At 63.3% G+C, this 17,378-nt stretch carries 12 protein-coding genes and 1 pseudogene; 5 read left to right on the plus strand and 8 right to left on the minus strand.

Annotation, left to right across the window (positions count from 1 at the left end):
- The first annotated feature begins 63 nt into the window (after positions 1 to 63).
- Entirely contained in the window at positions 64 to 708 is a 645-nt protein-coding gene (locus C7W88_RS11000) for an alpha/beta hydrolase (protein ID WP_118073561.1), read from the plus strand.
- Between the two features lie 2 nt (positions 709 to 710).
- Here the strand turns inward: C7W88_RS11000 and glgX are convergent, their stop codons facing one another.
- The 7 genes and pseudogenes from glgX to C7W88_RS11035 form a co-directional block, all read right to left on the minus strand.
- Complete coding sequence (gene glgX / locus C7W88_RS11005) at positions 711 to 2,477, minus strand: glycogen debranching protein GlgX (RefSeq protein ID WP_118073562.1); 1,767 nt, start codon at positions 2,475 to 2,477, stop codon at positions 711 to 713.
- A complete protein-coding gene (locus C7W88_RS11010) occupies positions 2,474 to 4,102 on the minus strand; it encodes an alpha-D-glucose phosphate-specific phosphoglucomutase (protein WP_118073563.1) in 1,629 nt (542 codons plus the stop codon). The genes glgX and C7W88_RS11010 overlap by 4 nt, the downstream gene beginning before the upstream one ends.
- A pseudogene (gene glgA, locus C7W88_RS11015) lies at positions 4,099 to 5,555 on the minus strand (glycogen synthase GlgA). Before glgA ends, C7W88_RS11010 begins: the two are co-directional and overlap by 4 nt.
- Positions 5,552 to 6,811: a glucose-1-phosphate adenylyltransferase gene (gene glgC / locus C7W88_RS11020; RefSeq protein ID WP_118073564.1), complete on the minus strand. Its 1,260-nt coding sequence runs from the start codon at positions 6,809 to 6,811 to the stop codon at positions 5,552 to 5,554. Before glgC ends, glgA begins: the two are co-directional and overlap by 4 nt.
- 16 nt (positions 6,812 to 6,827) lie before the next feature.
- On the minus strand, positions 6,828 to 8,993 hold the full coding sequence (gene glgB, locus C7W88_RS11025; protein ID WP_118073565.1) for a 1,4-alpha-glucan branching protein GlgB: 2,166 nt from the start codon (positions 8,991 to 8,993) through the stop codon (positions 6,828 to 6,830).
- Positions 8,994 to 9,001: 8 nt separating this feature from the next.
- A complete protein-coding gene (locus C7W88_RS11030) occupies positions 9,002 to 11,413 on the minus strand; it encodes a glycogen/starch/alpha-glucan phosphorylase (protein WP_118073566.1) in 2,412 nt (803 codons plus the stop codon).
- 298 nt (positions 11,414 to 11,711) lie between these two features.
- Complete coding sequence (locus C7W88_RS11035; protein WP_118074718.1) at positions 11,712 to 12,251, minus strand: cytochrome b; 540 nt, start codon at positions 12,249 to 12,251, stop codon at positions 11,712 to 11,714.
- 249 nt (positions 12,252 to 12,500) lie between these two features.
- Here C7W88_RS11035 and C7W88_RS11040 point away from each other — a divergent pair, with 249 nt between their 5' ends.
- From C7W88_RS11040 to C7W88_RS11050, 3 genes are all read left to right on the plus strand, one after another.
- A complete protein-coding gene (locus C7W88_RS11040) occupies positions 12,501 to 12,656 on the plus strand; it encodes a hypothetical protein (protein WP_240344562.1) in 156 nt (51 codons plus the stop codon).
- A 202-nt stretch (positions 12,657 to 12,858) separates the two neighbouring features.
- On the plus strand, positions 12,859 to 14,262 hold the full coding sequence (locus C7W88_RS11045; protein ID WP_240344565.1) for an ATP-binding protein: 1,404 nt from the start codon (positions 12,859 to 12,861) through the stop codon (positions 14,260 to 14,262).
- Entirely contained in the window at positions 14,249 to 15,166 is a 918-nt protein-coding gene (locus C7W88_RS11050; protein ID WP_118073569.1) for a DNA-binding response regulator, read from the plus strand. The genes C7W88_RS11045 and C7W88_RS11050 overlap by 14 nt, the downstream gene beginning before the upstream one ends.
- 95 nt (positions 15,167 to 15,261) lie before the next feature.
- Here the strand turns inward: C7W88_RS11050 and C7W88_RS11055 are convergent, their stop codons facing one another.
- The gene (locus C7W88_RS11055) at positions 15,262 to 15,576 is read right to left on the minus strand and encodes a UrcA family protein (protein ID WP_162896004.1); all 315 of its coding nucleotides are present in this window, start codon (positions 15,574 to 15,576) and stop codon (positions 15,262 to 15,264) included.
- A 453-nt stretch (positions 15,577 to 16,029) separates the two neighbouring features.
- On the opposite strand from C7W88_RS11055, the gene C7W88_RS11060 reads away from it, so the two are divergent.
- Complete coding sequence (locus C7W88_RS11060) at positions 16,030 to 17,022, plus strand: NADPH:quinone oxidoreductase family protein (protein WP_118074719.1); 993 nt, start codon at positions 16,030 to 16,032, stop codon at positions 17,020 to 17,022.
- Positions 17,023 to 17,378: the final 356 nt, after the last annotated feature.

The following is a 17,378-nucleotide window of genomic DNA, read 5'->3' on the forward strand; positions in this document are numbered from 1 at the left end:
TATCGCTGAGGCTGTCGGGACGTAGACCGAGTCGACCGGCTTTCCGCTTCAGGAGACAGCAACATGACTCAACAACGCTCGCTATCCGCGGGGCAGGACCCGCTGATCCTTACCGTTCCGGGCCTTGGCAACAGCGGCCCCGGCCATTGGCAGACGCAGTGGGAGCAGGATCTGCCCGATTGCCGCCGCGTCGACCTCGGCCTGTGGGATGATCCGCACCGCAATACCTGGGTCAACAAGATCAACCTCGCGGTCCATCGGTCGGACCGGCCCGTCGTGCTTGTTGCGCACAGTCTTGGCTGCCTCGCCGTCGCCTGGTGGGCAGAGTTCGAAAAGCCCGCCGACGGCAAGGTGCTCGGCGCACTTCTGGTTGCTCCGCCCGATGTCGAGGTGCGCCCGATCGACCGCCGCCTGACCCGCTTCGCGCCGTTCCCGCATGGCGAACTGCCGTTCCCGTCGATCCTCGTCGCCAGCCGTAACGATCCCTACATGGGCATCGGGCAGGCCCGGCACCTGGCGCGCACTTGGGGCAGCAATTTTGTCGACGCCGGGGAAACCGGGCATCTCAACGCGGAATCCGAACTGGGCGAATGGACTTTTGGCAAGTTGCTGTTGAACCAGCTTTTGCCAAAGCCCGTCTCTTTCGACAGCCGCGTACCGCTCGGGTCCTTCCAGCCCGATCGCGCCTTGCGCCGCCTCGGCGCCTGACGTCAGGCGGGGCCCGCTACCGGCCCGTTCCGGTCAATCCTGAAAGCATAGCCGGGACCTTCCCATGAAAATCCGGGCGTCTGCGGCCACTCCCAGTCGCCCGGATGCATGGGAGCACCGTCCAGCCGGCGCCATTGGCCGTCCTGCGCAAAGCGCGCGAACTCCGCCACCCGCGCCGCGCGCCACGCTGCCAGTCTGAAAGCACAGGCCTCCAGATCGGTGTCCCGTTGTTCCCAGTCGATCCAGGTGATCGGATTGTCCTGCGCATAGGCGTTGTTGTTGCCGTGCTGGCTGCGGCCGAACTCGTCCCCGGCAGTCAGCATGATCGTACCGGTGGAAACGAACAGCGTGCCGAGCATGGCGCGGGCAAAGGCAGCCCGCCTTGCAAGGACTGCCGGATCGTCGGTCATGCCCTCTGCGCCGTTGTTCCAGCTGAAGTTTTCGCCGTGGCCGTCACGATTGTCCTCGCCGTTGGCCCGGTTGTGGCGGTGCTCGTAGGCGAGGGTGTCAGCCAGCGTGAAGCCATCGTGCGCGGCAAGGAAGTTCACCGAGCGGCAGTCCTTCCCGAAAAGGTCTGCCGAGCCGGCGATCCGCGTAGCCAGCACGTCAACGCCGGCATCGCCCTTCCAGAACCGCCGCACGTCATCGCGATACCTGTCGTTCCATTCGAGCCAGCCCGCCGGGAAATTCCCCAGTTGATACCCGCCCGGCCCGACGTCCCAAGGCTCGGCAATCATCACCCGGTCGGCCAACAGCGGATCGGCTGCAATCTCGGCAAAGATCGGTGCGTCACTCGCAAAGCCGGGGCTGCGTGCAAGGATCGGGGCGAGGTCAAAGCGGAAGCCGTCGACGCCGCAATGGCGGACAAAGTGCCGCAGCGTATCGAGCGCCAGTTGCCGCACGGCGGCATTGCCGAAGTCGAGAGTATTGCCGCAGCCGGTGTCGTTGATCAGGCTGCCGTCAGGAGCTTTGGCATAGGCCGCGTCGTCCAGCCCGCGTAGCGACAGGACCGGGCCCAGCACATCGGATTCGCCGCTGTGGTTGAGCACGATGTCGAGGATCACGCCGATCCCTGCGGCGCGCAGTGCCGCCACGGCATCGCGCAGTTCCAAAACGCCGCCGGGGCACAGGCGCGGGTCCAGCGCCATCATCGCTACCGGGTTGTAGCCCCAGGCATTGCTCAGGCCGAGAGGGGGCAGGTGCCGTTCGTCGATCCAGGCGACAACCGGCATGAGTTCCACCGCGGAAACGTGGAGGCGCTTGAGATGGGCGATAACCGCCGGATGGGCGAGCGCGGCGACGGTGCCGCGCAGGGCCTCCGGCACATCAGGATGCAGCTTGGTAAAGCCGCGCACGTTGAGTTCGTAGATCAGGCCGCCGTGCCGGAACCGCGGTGGGGCAGGGGAGACAGGCTCGTGAAGGCCAACCACCGCCTTGGGCACAATCGCCGCCGTATCCGCGCCGTAAGCGGGCAAACTGGCATCGAAAATGAACGGCTGGTCGAGCTCCATGGCGTAAGGATCGACCAGCAGCTTGGCCGGATCGAACCATAGTCCCGCCGCCGGATTCCAATCTCCCGAAGCGCGGAAGCCATAGCGGCTGCCGCGCAATTCACCGGGCAGTTCGACCGTCCAGTTCGCGCCCACGCGCGTCATCGCCACGTGCTGTTCGGCGTCGCCATCAAACAGGCAAAGCGTCAGAGCTTCGGCATGGGGCGAGCGGACGGTGAAGCGGGTCTTGCCGTCCGTGATCTCGACGCCCGGCTTCACGTCACCACGTCTGGCGCGGTCCGTCCGGTGTGCCGCGCAATCCCGGCGATGGCATCGGCGGCCGCGATCAGGTCGGCCAGCATGTCCGGTGTTTCGCGGTCCAGATCGCCGCCGACCGGTTCATAGCGTTCGAGATAGACGCGCAAGGTCGCGCCTTCGGTGCCGGTGCCGGAGAGGCGGAAGACTACGCGCGAGCCGCCCGCGAACATCACGCGGACGCCTTGATTGCTGCTTGTCGAACCGTCGACGGGGTCAAGGTAAGAGAAGTTGTCGGCCTTGGCGACTTCGAGCGATCCGAAGGTCTGGCCGGGAAGGCGGTCGAGTGCAGCCTTCAGTTCCGCCATCAGCGCATCCGCCTTGTCGGTCGGCAGCGCTTCGTAATCGTGGCGGGCGTAATAGTTGCGGCCGAACTTGGTCCAGTGCTCGCGGGCCAGCTGGTCGGCGCTGATCTTGCGGACGGCGAGAATGTTGAGCCAAAGCAGCACGGCCCACAGGCCGTCCTTCTCGCGCACGTGATCGCTGCCGGTCCCGGCGCTTTCCTCGCCGCAGATCGTCGCCATGCCGGCATCGAGCAGGTTGCCGAAGAACTTCCACCCGGTCGGCGTCTCGAAGCAGGGCAGGCCAAGCGCTTCGGCCACGCGATCCGCAGCCGCGCTGGTCGGCATCGAGCGGGCAATGCCCTTGAGGCCCGCAGCATAGCCTGGCGCGAGGTGCGCGTTCGCCGCCAGCATGGCAAGGCTGTCCGAGGGCGTGATGAAGCGATGCCGTCCGACGATCAGGTTACGGTCGCCATCGCCGTCCGATGCCGCGCCGAAGTCCGGGGCATCTGTGCCGAACATCGTCTCGAACAGCTCATGCGCGTGGACCATGTTGGGGTCGGGGTGGTGCCCGCCGAAGTCTTCGAGCGGCACGCCATTGCGCACCGTGCCCTTGGGAAAACCCAGGCGGTTCTCGAGGATTTCGGTGGCATAGGGGCCGGTCACCGCGCTCATTGCATCGAACGCCATGGTGAAACCGGCGGCGACGTTGGCGCGGATGGCGTCGAAATCGAACAGCGCTTCCATCAGCTCGGCGTAGTCGGCCACGGAGTCGATCACTTCGACAGTGAATGCGCCAACTTGCGTGGTTCCAAGCCGGTCGAGATCGACATCGGGCGCATCGACGGTCAGCCAGCGGTCGATGGTCTGGGTGCGGGCGTAGATGGCCTCCGTCACGCCTTCGGGCGCTGGGCCGCCGTTGGCGATGTTGTACTTGATGCCGAAGTCCTCGTCCGGCCCGCCGGGATTGTGGCTGGCCGAAAGGATCAGGCCACCGCTCGCGCCGTATTTGCGGATCACGTTCGAGGCGGCGGGGGTGGAGAGGATGCCGCCTTGGCCGACCAGCACCTTGCCATAGCCGTTGGCCGCGGCGATGCGGATCGCCTGCTGGATCACCGTGCGATTGTGGAAGCGACCGTCGCCGCCAAGGACCAGCGTGCTGGCGGGCTCGCGCTCGACCACGTCGAACACTGCCTGAATGAAGTTCTCGGCGTAGTTAGCCTGCTGGAAAACCTTGACTTTCTTGCGCAGGCCGGAAGTGCCGGGCTTCTGGCCGGAATAGGGCGTCGATGGTACGGTACGGGTCATTGGTCCTCCGCGATGAGGGCGGCGTAGAGATCCGCATAGGCCTTGCCCGAGCGGTTCCACGAGAAGTCGGTCTTCATGCCGGCGCGCTGCATGGCACGCCAGGTATCGCCTTGCCAATAGAGCGTTACGGCACGGCTGATCGCATCGGCAAGGCTGGCATAGCTGACGCCGTCGAACTGCACCCCCGTCGCCACGCCGCCCATCACCGCCGCCAGATTTGCGTCGATCACGGTATCCGCCAGCCCCCCGGTCCGCGCCACCACCGGCACGCAGCCATAGGCAAGGCCATAGAGTTGCGTGAGGCCGCAAGGCTCGAAGCGCGAGGGGACGAGGATCGCATCGCCGCCTCCCTGCATCCGATGCGAAAGGCCCTCGTCATAGCCGATGCGGACGCCCACCTTGCCGGGGTGGCGCATCGCTGCGGCGTGGAATGCGTTCTCCATCGCCTTGTCTCCCGAGCCGAGCAGGGCGAGCCGACCGCCGATGCCGACGAGGTGGTCGATGCACTCCAACAGGACGTCGATGCCCTTCTGCCAGGTGAGGCGAGTGATGACGACGAAGAGGGGCCATCACCCTCATCGAGTCCGAACTCTGCCTCCAGCGCGCGCTTGTTAGTTACCCGTTTGCCTATGGAGAGTTGCCCGAATGCCTTCGAGAGTTGGATATCGGTTGCCGGGTTCCATTGCGCGGTGTCGATGCCGTTGACGATGCCCCGCACACGGTCGCCCCGACTTGTTATAAGTCCTTCCAATCCCATGCCAAATTGGGGTGTGCGGATCTCGCGCGCATAAGTCGGGCTGACCGTGGTGATCATGCTTGCGGCCTCAAGCCCGGCTTTGAGGAAGCCGACGCCGCCGTGGTATTCGACCCCGTCCATCGCCCATGCATGCGGGGGCAGACCGAGCGCCGGGAACACGTCCGCGCCGTAGTGTCCCTGGAACGCCATGTTGTGAATGGTCATCACCGATGGCACGCGCATGCCGCTTTCGGGCGGGGAAAAACGCAGGTATGCCAATGCCATGGCGGCCTGCCAGTCATGCGCGTGGACTAGGGCGAACGTCCGTCCCCTGACCGCGCCGCCGCCAACGTCCGCCGCTGCGCGCCCAAACGCCGCGAAGCGCCGCCAGTTGTCCGCCCAGTCACGCCCTGAGGAGTCGACGTAAGGATTGCCCTCGCGCTGGAAAAACGCCGGTGCATCAAGGACTAACAGGGGATGGCCGTCGATCTTGCCGCTAACCAGCCGCGCCCTTTCGCCCAAAAGGCTGTCCCAGACGTGAAGCGCGCGGGGGCGGGAGAGCGCCTTCATCACCGCCGGATAGCCGGGCAGAAATGTCGTCATTTCAACGCCATGCGGCGCAACCGCCGCAGGCAGCGCTCCCGCCACATCAGCAAGGCCGCCGGTCTTGACCAGCGGCACCGCTTCCGAGGCGACGGACAGGACCCTGATCGTCATGCCAGCCGGTCGATCATCCGCTTGGTGATAAGGCACACCCCGCTTTCGGAGCGGCGGAAGCGGCGGGCATCGAGTTCCGGATCTTCGCCGACGACGAGGCCTTCGGGAATGCGCACGCCGGAATCGAGGATCACGCGGCTGAGCCGGGCGCCGCGCCCGATGTTGCAATAGGGCAGGATCACTGCTTCCTCGCATGAGGAGAAGGAGCCCATTTTTACGCCTGTAAACAACAGGCTGCGTTTCGCGATGGCGCCCGAGACGATGCAATCCTGGCTGATCAGCGAGGAGATCGCCATGCCCCGACGGCCGTCTTCGTCATGCACGAACTTGGCCGGCGCGGCGATGATCTGGTCGGTCCAGATCGGCCAGTCACGATCGTACATGTTGAGCTTGGGCACGGTGTCGGTGAGATCGAGATTGGCTTCGAAATAGGCGTCGATCGTGCCGACATCGCGCCAGTATTCCTCGATTTCCTCGGCCGCGCGGATGCAGGAATTGGTAAAGCGGTGGGCGACGGCCTTGCCGTTCTTCACGATCTTGGGGATGATGTCGTTACCGAAATCGCGGCTGGAATTGGGATCGTCAGCGTCTTCCTGCAGCATCTGGAACAGGAACTTCGTCTCGAAAACGTAGATGCCCATCGAGGCCAGCGCCATGCCTTCGTTGCCGGGAATGCCCGGAGGATCGGCAGGCTTTTCAATGAAATCGGTGATGGTGTCAGTCTTGTCGACCGCCATCACGCCAAAGCCCGTCGCTTCCATGCGCGGCACGACGAGGCAGCCGATGGTGACGTCGGCACCGCTTTCCACGTGCTGGCGGAGCATCAGCTCGTAATCCATCTTGTAGATGTGGTCGCCAGCGAGGATGACCATGTATTTGGGCGCGTAGGAAGCGATGATGTCGATGTTCTGGAACACCGCATCGGCGGTGCCTTCGTACCAGTGATCTTCCGAAACGCGCTGCGAGGCGGGCAGAATGTCGAAGCTCTCGTTGCGTTCCGGGCGCATGAAGTTCCACGCGCGCTGCATGTGGCGGATCAGCGAGTGCGCCTTGTATTGCGTGGCGACGCCGATGCGGCGGATGCCCGAGTTGATCGCGTTCGATAGCGCGAAGTCGATGATGCGCGACTTGCCGCCGAAGTAGACTGCGGGTTTGGCGCGGTTGTCGGTCAGTTCCTTGAGGCGGCTGCCACGGCCCCCGGCAAGGACATAGGCCATCGCATCGCGGGCCAGTGGCTGAGAGTAAGTTTCGCGCATCCCCTAATCTCCGTTCTTATCCTTGAAATTCGAGTATCAGCGTGGCCAGCGGCGGCAGGACCACGAAAGCCGCCCCGCCTTCCGCGTTTACTTGGCCAAGATTGCCGATGCCGCTGCCACCGTAGTCCTGCGCATCGCTGTTGAGCACTTCGCGCCATTCGCCGTCATGCGGCAGCGGCAGGCGATAGTGATCGTGCACCTGCGGCGTCATGTTGCTGATGACGGCCACCGGTTTCGCTCCCGGTGCCTTGCGCAACCAGGCGAAGACCGACCCTTGAGCATCGTCGACGACCAGCCATTCGAAGCCCTCCTGCTCGCAATCGCGCGCGTACAGGGCAGGGCGGGTGGTATAGACCCGGTTGAGATCGCGGACCCAGCGGCGGACGCCTTCGTGGGCCGGGGCATCGAGCAGGTCCCAGTCGAGCGAGCGGGCCTCGCTCCATTCACGACGCTGGGCGAATTCCTGACCCATGAACAGCAGCTTCTTGCCGGGGTAACCCCACATCATGCCATAGTAGGCGCGCAGGTTGGCGAACTTCTGCCAGTCGTCGCCGCTCATCTTGTTCAGGAGCGAACCCTTGCCATGGACGACTTCGTCATGGCTGAGCGGAAGGACGAAGTTCTCGCTGAAGGCGTAGGTCAGTCCGAAGGTGATCTCGTTGTGGTGGTACTGCCGATGGATCGGGTCACGCGCCATGTACTGCAGCGTATCGTGCATGAAGCCCATGTTCCACTTGAAGCCGAAGCCGAGGTGCTCGCGCGGGGCTTCGTCGAACGCTGGCTTGCTGACGCCGGGCCATGAGGTTGATTCCTCGGCAATCGTCAGGAAGCCGGCGTGGCTGGCATAGACGGCGCGGTTCATCGCCTTGAGGAATTCGACCGCTTCCCAATTCTCGCGCCCGCCTTCGGCGTTGGGGATCCATTCGCCCGCCTTGCGTGAGTAGTCACGGTAGAGCATCGAGGCGACGGCATCGACGCGCAACCCGTCAACGTGGTAGCGCTCGGCCCAGAACAGCGCGTTGTTCACCAGGAAGCTGACCACTTCGCGGCGGCCGAAGTTGTAGATCAGCGTGTTCCAGTCAGGATGAAAGCCGAGGCGCGGATCTTCATGTTCGTAGAGCGCGGTGCCGTCGAAGCGGACGAGGCCGTGTTCGTCGGTGGGGAAGTGCGCGGGCACCCAGTCGATCAGGACAGAGATGCCGGCGCGGTGCGCGCCGTCTACGAAGCGCGCGAAGCCTTCGGGCGGGCCGAAGCGCGCGCTGGGAGCGTAGAGGCCGGTGGTCTGATACCCCCATGATGGATCGTAGGGGTGTTCGGAGACGGGCAGGAATTCAATGTGGGTGAAGCCCATTTCCGCGACATAGGGGATCAGCCGGTCGGCCAATTCGTTCCAGGTGTAGAAGCCCTCGTCATGCGGCTTCTGCCATGAGCCGGGGTGGACTTCGTAGATCGACATCGGCTGGCGGCGGGCATCGATGCTGGCCCAGTGGGCGCGATGTTCGGCATCGCCCCAGTCCATCTTGACCGGGTGTGCGGTGATCGAGGCGGTGCTGGGCCGAAATTCGGCGGCCTGCGCGAAAGGATCGGCTTTCAGCGGCAGGACTTTTCCGTCTGCGCCGACGATGTGGTACTTGTAGGCGCGGTGTTCGCCGATGTCTGGGATGAACACTTCCCACACGCCGATGTCCGCGCGGCGGCGCATCGGGTGGCGGCGCGCGTCCCAATCGTTGAAATCACCGACGACGCTGACGACTTGCGCATTGGGTGCCCAGACCGCGAAGTGGACGCCGGAGACGCCCTCATGCTCGATCAGGTGTGCGCCCAGCTTGTCGAACAGGCGGTGGTGCGTGCCCTCGGCAATCAGAAAGTCGTCGAGGGGCCCGAGGACCGGGCCGAACGAGTAAGGATCGGTCACCAGCCACTCGTGGGTGCCGGCCTTGCAGGCATAGCGCACCGGCTGGCGCGGGCCCTTGACCTTACCTTCGAACAGGCCGCGACCGTCAACGCGCGTCAGCTTGCCGAGCTTCTTGCCATCAAGCGACCAGGCCACCGCTTCCTCGGCACCGGGCAGGACTGCGCGGGCGAACGCGCCTTCAGGCCCTTCGTGAATGCCGAGAAGCGAGAAAGGATCGGCGTGCGTCCCGTCAAGCAGGGCATCGATGGCGCTCGCCGGTGGCTTCATGCTGGCTTTCAGACCCCCCAGATATCGCGGGCATATTCGCCGATCGTGCGATCGGACGAGAACCAGCCTACGTTGGCAATGTTGCGGATTGCCGAAGCGCGCCAGGCTGCCTGCTGTTCCCAGCGGCGATCGATGTTGCGCTGCGCGGCGTGGTAGCTGTCGAAGTCAGCGGCGACCATGAACCAGTCGTGATCGTAGATGCCGCCCATCAGCCCGGCATAGCGCTGCGGATCGTCGGGCGAAAACACGCCCGTGGCGATCGCCGCGATGGCCTGCTGCAACTCGCGCGAGGCTTCGATGACTTCACGCGGGTTGTAGCCATTGGCGCGCTGGTCCTCGACCTCCTGCGCGGTGAGACCGAAGATTTCGATGTTGGGATCGCCAACGCGGTCCTTGATTTCGATGTTCGCGCCATCGAGCGTGCCGATGGTCAGCGCACCGTTGAGCGCAAACTTCATGTTGCCGGTGCCAGACGCTTCCATGCCGGCGGTGGAGATCTGTTCGGACAGATCGGCGGCCGGGATGATCTTCTCGGCGAGGCTGACGTTGTAGTTCGGCACGAACACGACCTTCAGCAAGCCGCCGACCGAAGGATCGGAATTGACACGGCGGGCGATGTCGTTGGCCAGTTTGATGATCAGCTTGGCGTTGTGATAGCTTGAAGCCGCCTTGCCGCCGAAGATCTTCACGCGCGGCACCCAGTCGCGCTCGGGGTGGCTGCGGATCTGGTCGTAGAGGGCGACTGTCTCGATCAGGTTGAGCAGCTGGCGCTTGTATTCGTGGATGCGCTTGATCTGGACGTCGAACAGGGCGTCAGGATCCAGGCGGACGCCCATCAGGTCCTTGATGTGCTTGGCCAGCGCAATCTTGTTGCTGCGCTTGACCTCGGCAATGCGCTCGCCAAGCGCGGCATCGTCAGCCAGGGCGTTGAGATCGGCAAGCTTTTCGGCATCGTCAAGGAAGGCCGGGCCGATCGCGTCCTTGAGGACCGAGGTGAGGCCCGGGTTGCACTGCTGCAGCCAGCGGCGTGGGGTGACGCCGTTGGTCTTGTTGTTGATGCGGGTGGGATAGAGCTTGTGCAGATCGGAGAAGACGGTGGTCTTCATCAGATCGGTGTGGAGCGCCGCCACGCCATTGACACTGTGCGCGCCGGTGAAGGCGAGGTTGGCCATGCGCACGCGACGCTCACCGCCTTCATCGATCAGGCTGATGGCGGCGATGGCGGCATCGTCCATTCCGGCCTTGCGCGCTTCACGCAACACGCGGCTGTTGATCGCGTAGACGATCTGCATGTGGCGCGGCAGCAGCCGTTCGAACAACGGCAGTGGCCAGGATTCGAGCGCTTCGGGAAGAAGCGTGTGGTTGGTGTAACCAACCGTCGCCTTGGTGACTTCCCATGCCTCGCTGAACTCGAGCCCGTGGACGTCGACCATCAGGCGCATGAGTTCGGCGACGGCAACCGCAGGGTGCGTGTCGTTCAGCTGGATCGCGGCCTTCTCGGGCAGGGTGCGGATGTCGCCATGATATTGGACATGGCGGCGCACGATGTCCTGGATCGAGGCGGAGGTGAAGAAGTACTCCTGCCGCAGACGCAGTTCCTGCCCGGCGGACGTGGAGTCAGCGGGGTAGAGCACGCGCACGAGGCTGTCGGCACGGACCTGTTCAGCAAGGGCGCCGAAATGGTCGCCGGCGTTGAAGGCATCGAGCCGCAGGGGATCGAAGGCGTGGGCGGTCCACAGGCGCAGGGTGTTGACGCGCTTGCCGCGCCAGCCCACGACCGGCGTGTCGACCGCGCTGGCTTCGACCTTTTCAGCCGGGCGCCATTCGACGGCATCGCCATTGGCAACGACTTCGCCACCGAAGCCGATGATGTAGGCGCTTTCGCGGCGGTCGAATTCCCACGGGTTGCCGTGGCTGAGCCAGGTTTCCGGCAGTTCGACCTGCCAGCCATCGTCGATCCGCTGGCGGAACATGCCGTTCACGTAGCGGATGCCGTAGCCGTAAGCAGGGATGTCGAGGCTGGCGAGGCTCTCCATGAAGCAGGCGGCGAGACGGCCGAGACCGCCGTTGCCGAGCGCTGCGTCAGGTTCGAGGTTCTCGAGCGCCGAGAGGTCGAACCCGTGTTCGCGCAGGGCTTTTTCCATTTCCCGCGTCAGGCCCATGTTCGACAGGGCATCGCGCAGCAGGCGGCCGATCAGGAATTCGAGGCTGAGGTAGTAGACCCGCTTGCCGCCCTGCTCATAGGTCTTGCGCGTGGAATCCATCCACTGGTCGATGATGGCATCGCGAAGGGTCAGGACAGTCGCGGTGTACCAGTCATGCGGCTTGGCGGCGCGTTCATCCTTGCCGACGCGGTGGCGCAGCACGTCGATGATCTTTGCGTCGATCTCGCTTGCGCCTGATTGTTTCATGATGCTCATCGCACAAGTCCCACCCTGATTGACGCCAGATGCGCGCTGCTGAGGACAGCGAGCGCCCAGCGTCTGTTGTACCGACCTGTCAGGACAGCGTGCCGCGCTCCGCCTTGCCGCGGAGGATGACTGTCGCAGCGCCTTGCATCACACTCTCGAGCAGGACGGTAGGCGAGGCTTGGGCGCAAGGGCAAGCGTGGAGTGTGAGCCAAGTCAGTCATGGCAGAAATCCGTCGCCCCCCATGCACGTTTCGATGGGGCTAGTACGTGTTCTGCCTCGCTTTGTCGGTCAGAATACGTCTGCGCTTCAGAGCATGCGGCGCAAGACATTGTCCTTGATGACAAAATGATGATGAAGCGCCGCCGCAATATGCAGAATCACAAGGCCTGCCATCAGGAACCCAAGAACTTCGTGCCCTTCATGCGCAGCTTCGGCGAGGGCCGAACCCTTGGCAACCGGAAGCTTCGGCCAATCAAACAGGCCATAGATCGAAAGGGGATATTTGCCGGCCGAGGAAAAGATCCATCCCGTGAGCGGCACGACGATCATCAGGACGTAAAGTGCACCGTGCGTCAGGCGCGCCACGTTCTGTTGGAGCTTGCCCATCGTTGCGGGCCATGCCGGCATGGTCCAGGTAAAGCGCCAGCCGAGGCGGGCGAGCGACAGAAACAGAATCAGGATGCCGGTGGCCTTGTGTGCGGGGAAGGGCTGCCAGATATCTTCGATGGCCTCGCCCAAGATTCCGGTCAGGATATTGAACAGAACCAATGCTGCAATGCCGGCATGAAACAGGCGCGCAATTGCATTGTACCGGATGAAATCGTGCGTGCCAGATATCGTGGCCATGACCATTCCCCTCGACTTGAACTGGCTCCAGGATAGTGCGCAGATCTTCGCTCGTCACGTATCCGATTGTCGCAGGCTCTACTGCGTAGGGGCTTGTCAAAATATGACACATGTCAAGTAATGGGATGCGGCAAATGACGTATGCCTGTTCGCCACTGCAAAAAATATGGTGTCGGCAGAAACCATAGTCCGTGAGGGAACATGCCAACGCCGCGTCTCACCCAAGTCGAGCCCGCTGTCGTCCACAAGATGGCGTCCGTCCTTAAGAGCCAGAAGCCGGAAGTGATCCAGAACCATTTCGGTATCGGGCTCAACACGTGGGTGAAGCTGCGCGAGGGCAAGGCCATCCGCCACTCCGTAGCGGTGCGCCTGTTGCAGCGCTTGCAGCGAGACCAGCTGATCTGACTGCACGGTTCGCCCTCCAAGGCGCCGCCTTACGGGGCTTGAGTTAAAGCTAGTTGCAGTGCACAATCGCCGCGTGCCTCAGACAACAACACAGGCACGCGGGGTCATTGAAATGCAAACTTCCCGGCGCGGCGGGAGCAGACAAGGGGCACAGGCGGGTCGACGGCCGCCCCGGCAGTCGCGAGTGGAAAAGCAGGATCAGGTGGCGGAGCTTCGTGCGCGCCTCGCCGCGGCGGAAGCTGCGAACGAGGCGAAAAGCCGGTTTCTTGCCAATGTCAGCCACGAAATCAGATCTCCACTCAATGCGATCTATGGCTATGCCCAGCTTGTGGAACGGGGCGCACAGGTCGATCCGTTGGCGGCTGCGCGTGTCATTCGCCGCAGCGCCGAACATCTGACAAACCTCGTCGAGGGCCTGCTCGATATTGCCTCGGTTGAACAGGGCGTGGTCCGGGTCGATAACGGCGTCATCCGGCTCGGAGCTCTGGTCGAGCAGGTAGCCGAGATGTTTGCGCCGCTGGCGGCGCATAAGGGGCTGTCGTTCGTCTGCAGCATACAAGGCCGGTTGCCCGAGTTCGTGCGGCTTGATGAACGGCGCGTGCGCCAGGCACTGATCAACCTGGTATCGAACGCGGTAAAGTTCACGCAGCGTGGGGAAATCCGGCTTGTGCTGCGATGGTCCGGCCAGATTGCCACGATCGAAGTTCACGACACCGGTCCCGGCATCGCGCTCGAGCGGCAGGAGCAGATCTTTGCACCTTACGAGCGCGCTGATGCTGCATCCGAGGCAGAGAGGACAGGGGCAGGCCTTGGTCTTGCCATAACGCGCGCTGTCGTGAGCATGCTGGGCGGCGACCTCAAGCTGGAAAGTGCGGTTGGCCGCGGCAGCTGCTTCTCGATCAAGCTTATGGCGCCGCAGGTTTCGGGCATGGTCGATCATGCGGCCGACAAGGTTCGCCCGACCGGCTACAGGGGGGACCGGCGCGCGATCCTGCTGGTCGACGATGACGCTGATCACGTTTGTGTCTTGCGGACCGTTCTTGCCGAGGCCGGCTTCGACGTTTCAGAGGCGGGCGATGGAGCCACGGCGCTGGCATTGGCTGATGCGCAAGCTTTCGACGCCGTGATGTGCGATGTCAGCATGCCCGGCATGTCGGGCTGGGATGTCGCCGAACGTCTGCGCGCCAGCTGCGGGCGCGATCTCAAGATACTGATGTTGTCGGCCAATGCGTTCGAGCGCCACGGACTCTCCGGTCAGCAGGCCAGCCACGATGCGTTTCTGCTCAAGCCAGTGGATCTGGGGTCGCTTCTCGACGCATTGGGGCGCCATCTTCAGCTGGAATGGATCCTGCCCGAAGCGCGGGAGGGTGACACTGCCGGGCGTGACCGCGTCGAGGTTTCTGCCGCCACGCGTGAACACGTCGAGAAGTTGAAGGCGCTCGTTCAGATCGGCCACGTCAGGGCGCTCGAAGGCGAGATCAAGGCATTGGCAGCCGCTGATCCGGCTGCAGACAAGCTTGCCGTGCGCCTGTTCGATCATCTCGACCGCTTTGATCTCGCCGGGATCGGAAGGATACTGGAGGACCTGCCCGATGAGTGGCGATAACTTGCGTCGTGATACGGTTCTGGTCGTCGATGACGAGCCGGATTCGCTCCGCTTCCTGACCGACGCACTCGAAGGTGCGGGCATCACGGTGCTCGTCGCCATATCGGGTGCGGCCGCGCTGGACCTGCTGGAGCATGTCGTGCCGGACCTCATCCTGATGGATGCGGTGATGCCGGGTATCGACGGCTTTGCAGCAACCAGGCAGATCAAGGCACGCTCGCAACTTGCGCACGTGCCGGTGATGTTCATGACCGGGCTTACCGAAAGCGAGCACGTGATCGAAGGCTTCGAAGCTGGTGGCGTCGATTACCTCCGCAAACCGGTCAACGTGCATGAACTGCTGGCGCGGGTTCGGGTGCATCTAGGCAATGCGCGGGCAATGCAGGCGAGCGCTGCCGGCCTGGATGCAACCGGACGGCTGATGATGGCTGTCGATCCACAGGGCCGCTGTCTCTGGTGCACGCCGCTGGCTGAACGCGCGATCCTTCGAGCAAGTCCGGAATGGAGCCGGGAGGAGCGACAGCTGCCCGATGCGATCCGGCTGCCTTTGCTTCGCGTGCTGGCGCGCAATGCCCCGGGGGCATCTGTGCGGATCGAGCAAGGGGAAAGCGCGCTCGAACTTGTGGTGATTGCACAGTACCGCGACAGCGAAGTGCTGATCCGGCTCAACGAGCTCAATCCCAAGGCCGACGTGGCGCAATTGCAGATCAAGCTGGGATTGACCGATCGCGAGGCCGAAGTGCTGCTCTGGATCAGCTACGGCAAGTCCAACGGGATGATCTCGGAGGTGCTCGCGATCAGCCCGCGCACGGTGCAGAAACACCTGGAACGCATCTACGAGAAGCTGGGTGTTGAAACGCGGGCTGCGGCGGCCGCAGTCGCGCTGAAGGTGCTCGGCACCTGAAGGCGATAACGCCGCCGGAAGGGGAAATGCTCCTCCAGGCGGCGTTGCGCTTCTGGCCAGGCTTCACGCCAACGCGAGGCTTGGCCCAAGATCGATCAGCGGCGCGCCATTTTCCCGCTGCGGGCAGCGAGGGCGAGTTCCTGCACCATCGGTTCGACGCTTGCGATCGCGGCGCGGCGGCACTGATAATCAGGCATCGGCGTCACGATCATGCGGTCAGCCGGATCGCAGGCTTCCGCAGCGGCATCGGCAATGCGGTTGCGAAGACGGCGCATGTCCGAAGGACGGGACAGGTCGAGACCATCGGCCGAGATGGCGATGTTGACGGTTTGGGGGGCAGGTGCGGCAAGAGCGATCTGCGGCGCAGACAGCAAGCCGACCGCCAGAGTGGCGGCGATAAGGGTCTTCATGAGCATTCTCCTGCGTACTGTCTTTTATGTGCGAGTGCCTTTGTGGCCCCGCTTATCATGGTGGACCGTGCGGTTTGCCCGGCTTGTTGATCCGTGCATAAAATAGGCCGAGGGCGCACGTCGGACAAGTCATATTCCCTGCAAAACCCTTGGATTTAAGGGGTTTTGGCTGTTGCCACGCAGCATCGATGCGGCGCAGAAAGGGCAGATTTCATGCATGCCATATCGGCCTAAGAAAGCTGACTTAGGACGATTGTTCAAAATTGTTGGCGGAAGTCAGCCATTTGCCGGAAGGGCTGGAGCAAGATTGCAAAAGGGACCTCCACCCGTGCGCGTCATGCCCTCTGCTTTGTGCGCCGCAGCAATGGCGCAAGAAATTTTCTTGATGATCGGTCAAGAAGTGGCTGTTGGAGTGCCTATCGGAATGCGTCACGCTCTGCCGGGGAGATGAAAATGACCAGAATGATGCGAGCGCTGCAGGTCCGGAATCTGAGTGCTGATCTGTCCGGTGTTGGCATTGTGGATGCAGCGATTCCGGAGCCGAAGCCGGACGAGGTTCTGATCCGGATCGAAGCCGCCGCGCTGGGTTTTCCCGATCTCCTGATGACCCGTGGGGAATATCAGGCAAAACCGGCCTTGCCATTCGTTCCGGGCATGGAGGCCGCGGGCATTGTGGTGCGTGCGCCAAGCGATGGACCTTGGCGTGAAGGCGACCGTGTGATTGCAGGGATGCTCACCGGCGGGGTCGCCCAATTCGGGTGTTTCCCTGAAGGGGCTCTCCTTAGGCTGCCTGAGCGACTCTCGATGGCCCAGGGCGCGGCCTTGCGGGCTGCTTATTTGACTGCCTGGGTGGCGCTGGTCTGTCGCGGAATGGCGCAGGCAGGCGAATGGTTGTTGGTGCACGGGGCCGCTGGCGGCGTGGGACTGGCTGCCGTCGATCTTGGAGTGGCTCTTGGCCTGAAGGTCATTGCCGTTGCCTCTACTCAGGAAAAGCGTGAGGCCATCAGCGACCTCTACAAACCCGCCCACGTGATCGACGGCAGTGCCGGTTTCCGCGAGCAGGTGCTGGCGATCACCGACGGCAAAGGAGCGGATCTTGTCTACGACCCCGTGGGAGGAGACGTTTTCGACGAATCGACTCGCTGTATTGCATTTGACGGTCGTCTGCTGGTCGTCGGCTTTGCAGGTGGGCGCATCCCGGAGGTTCGCGTGAACATGCCTCTGATCAAGGGGTTCTCGGTCGTCGGCGTGCGCGCCGGGGAGTATGGGCGCCGTTTCCCGGACCGGGGCAAGGAGAATGTCGCGCGTATCCTCGAACTGGCGGGGCAGGGCAGGATCCGCCCCCACTTGCACGCGACCTTCGCGCTTGATGACTGGAAGTGTGCGTTTGAGGCGATGGAGCAGCGCAGTGTCATCGGGCGCAGCGTGATCATGCCGCACACCTGAGACGGCCCTGAAGCGGCGAGCGCCTTCGATAGACAAAAAATGGGCCGCACCGTTGCCGGGGCGGCCCTGAAAAGTTTGGGAGAGGATGCCTGAAAGGCCCCTCCGAAATGGGGTAATTGTGCTTTGTGTGCAAGTGCGAAACCCACATGTTCGGTTGCATTTATTGCAATTAAGCAGGTGAGTGCGCGGGTCTGCTTCCAGGATGGCGCGGCGTCGAAAGCCAGAATTCCTGTGTATTTTTTCGATTGTCTCCCATCTGCGCATCCCGTCTGCCGAGCGGTGACGATGCATTCCCTGCACAAAAGGTCAGGTCCTCCACTTTGCAAATGACCTGTTGCGACGGCAATTATTGATTG

The sequence above is a fragment of the Novosphingobium sp. THN1 genome (assembly GCF_003454795.1).
Lineage (GTDB): Bacteria > Pseudomonadota > Alphaproteobacteria > Sphingomonadales > Sphingomonadaceae > Novosphingobium.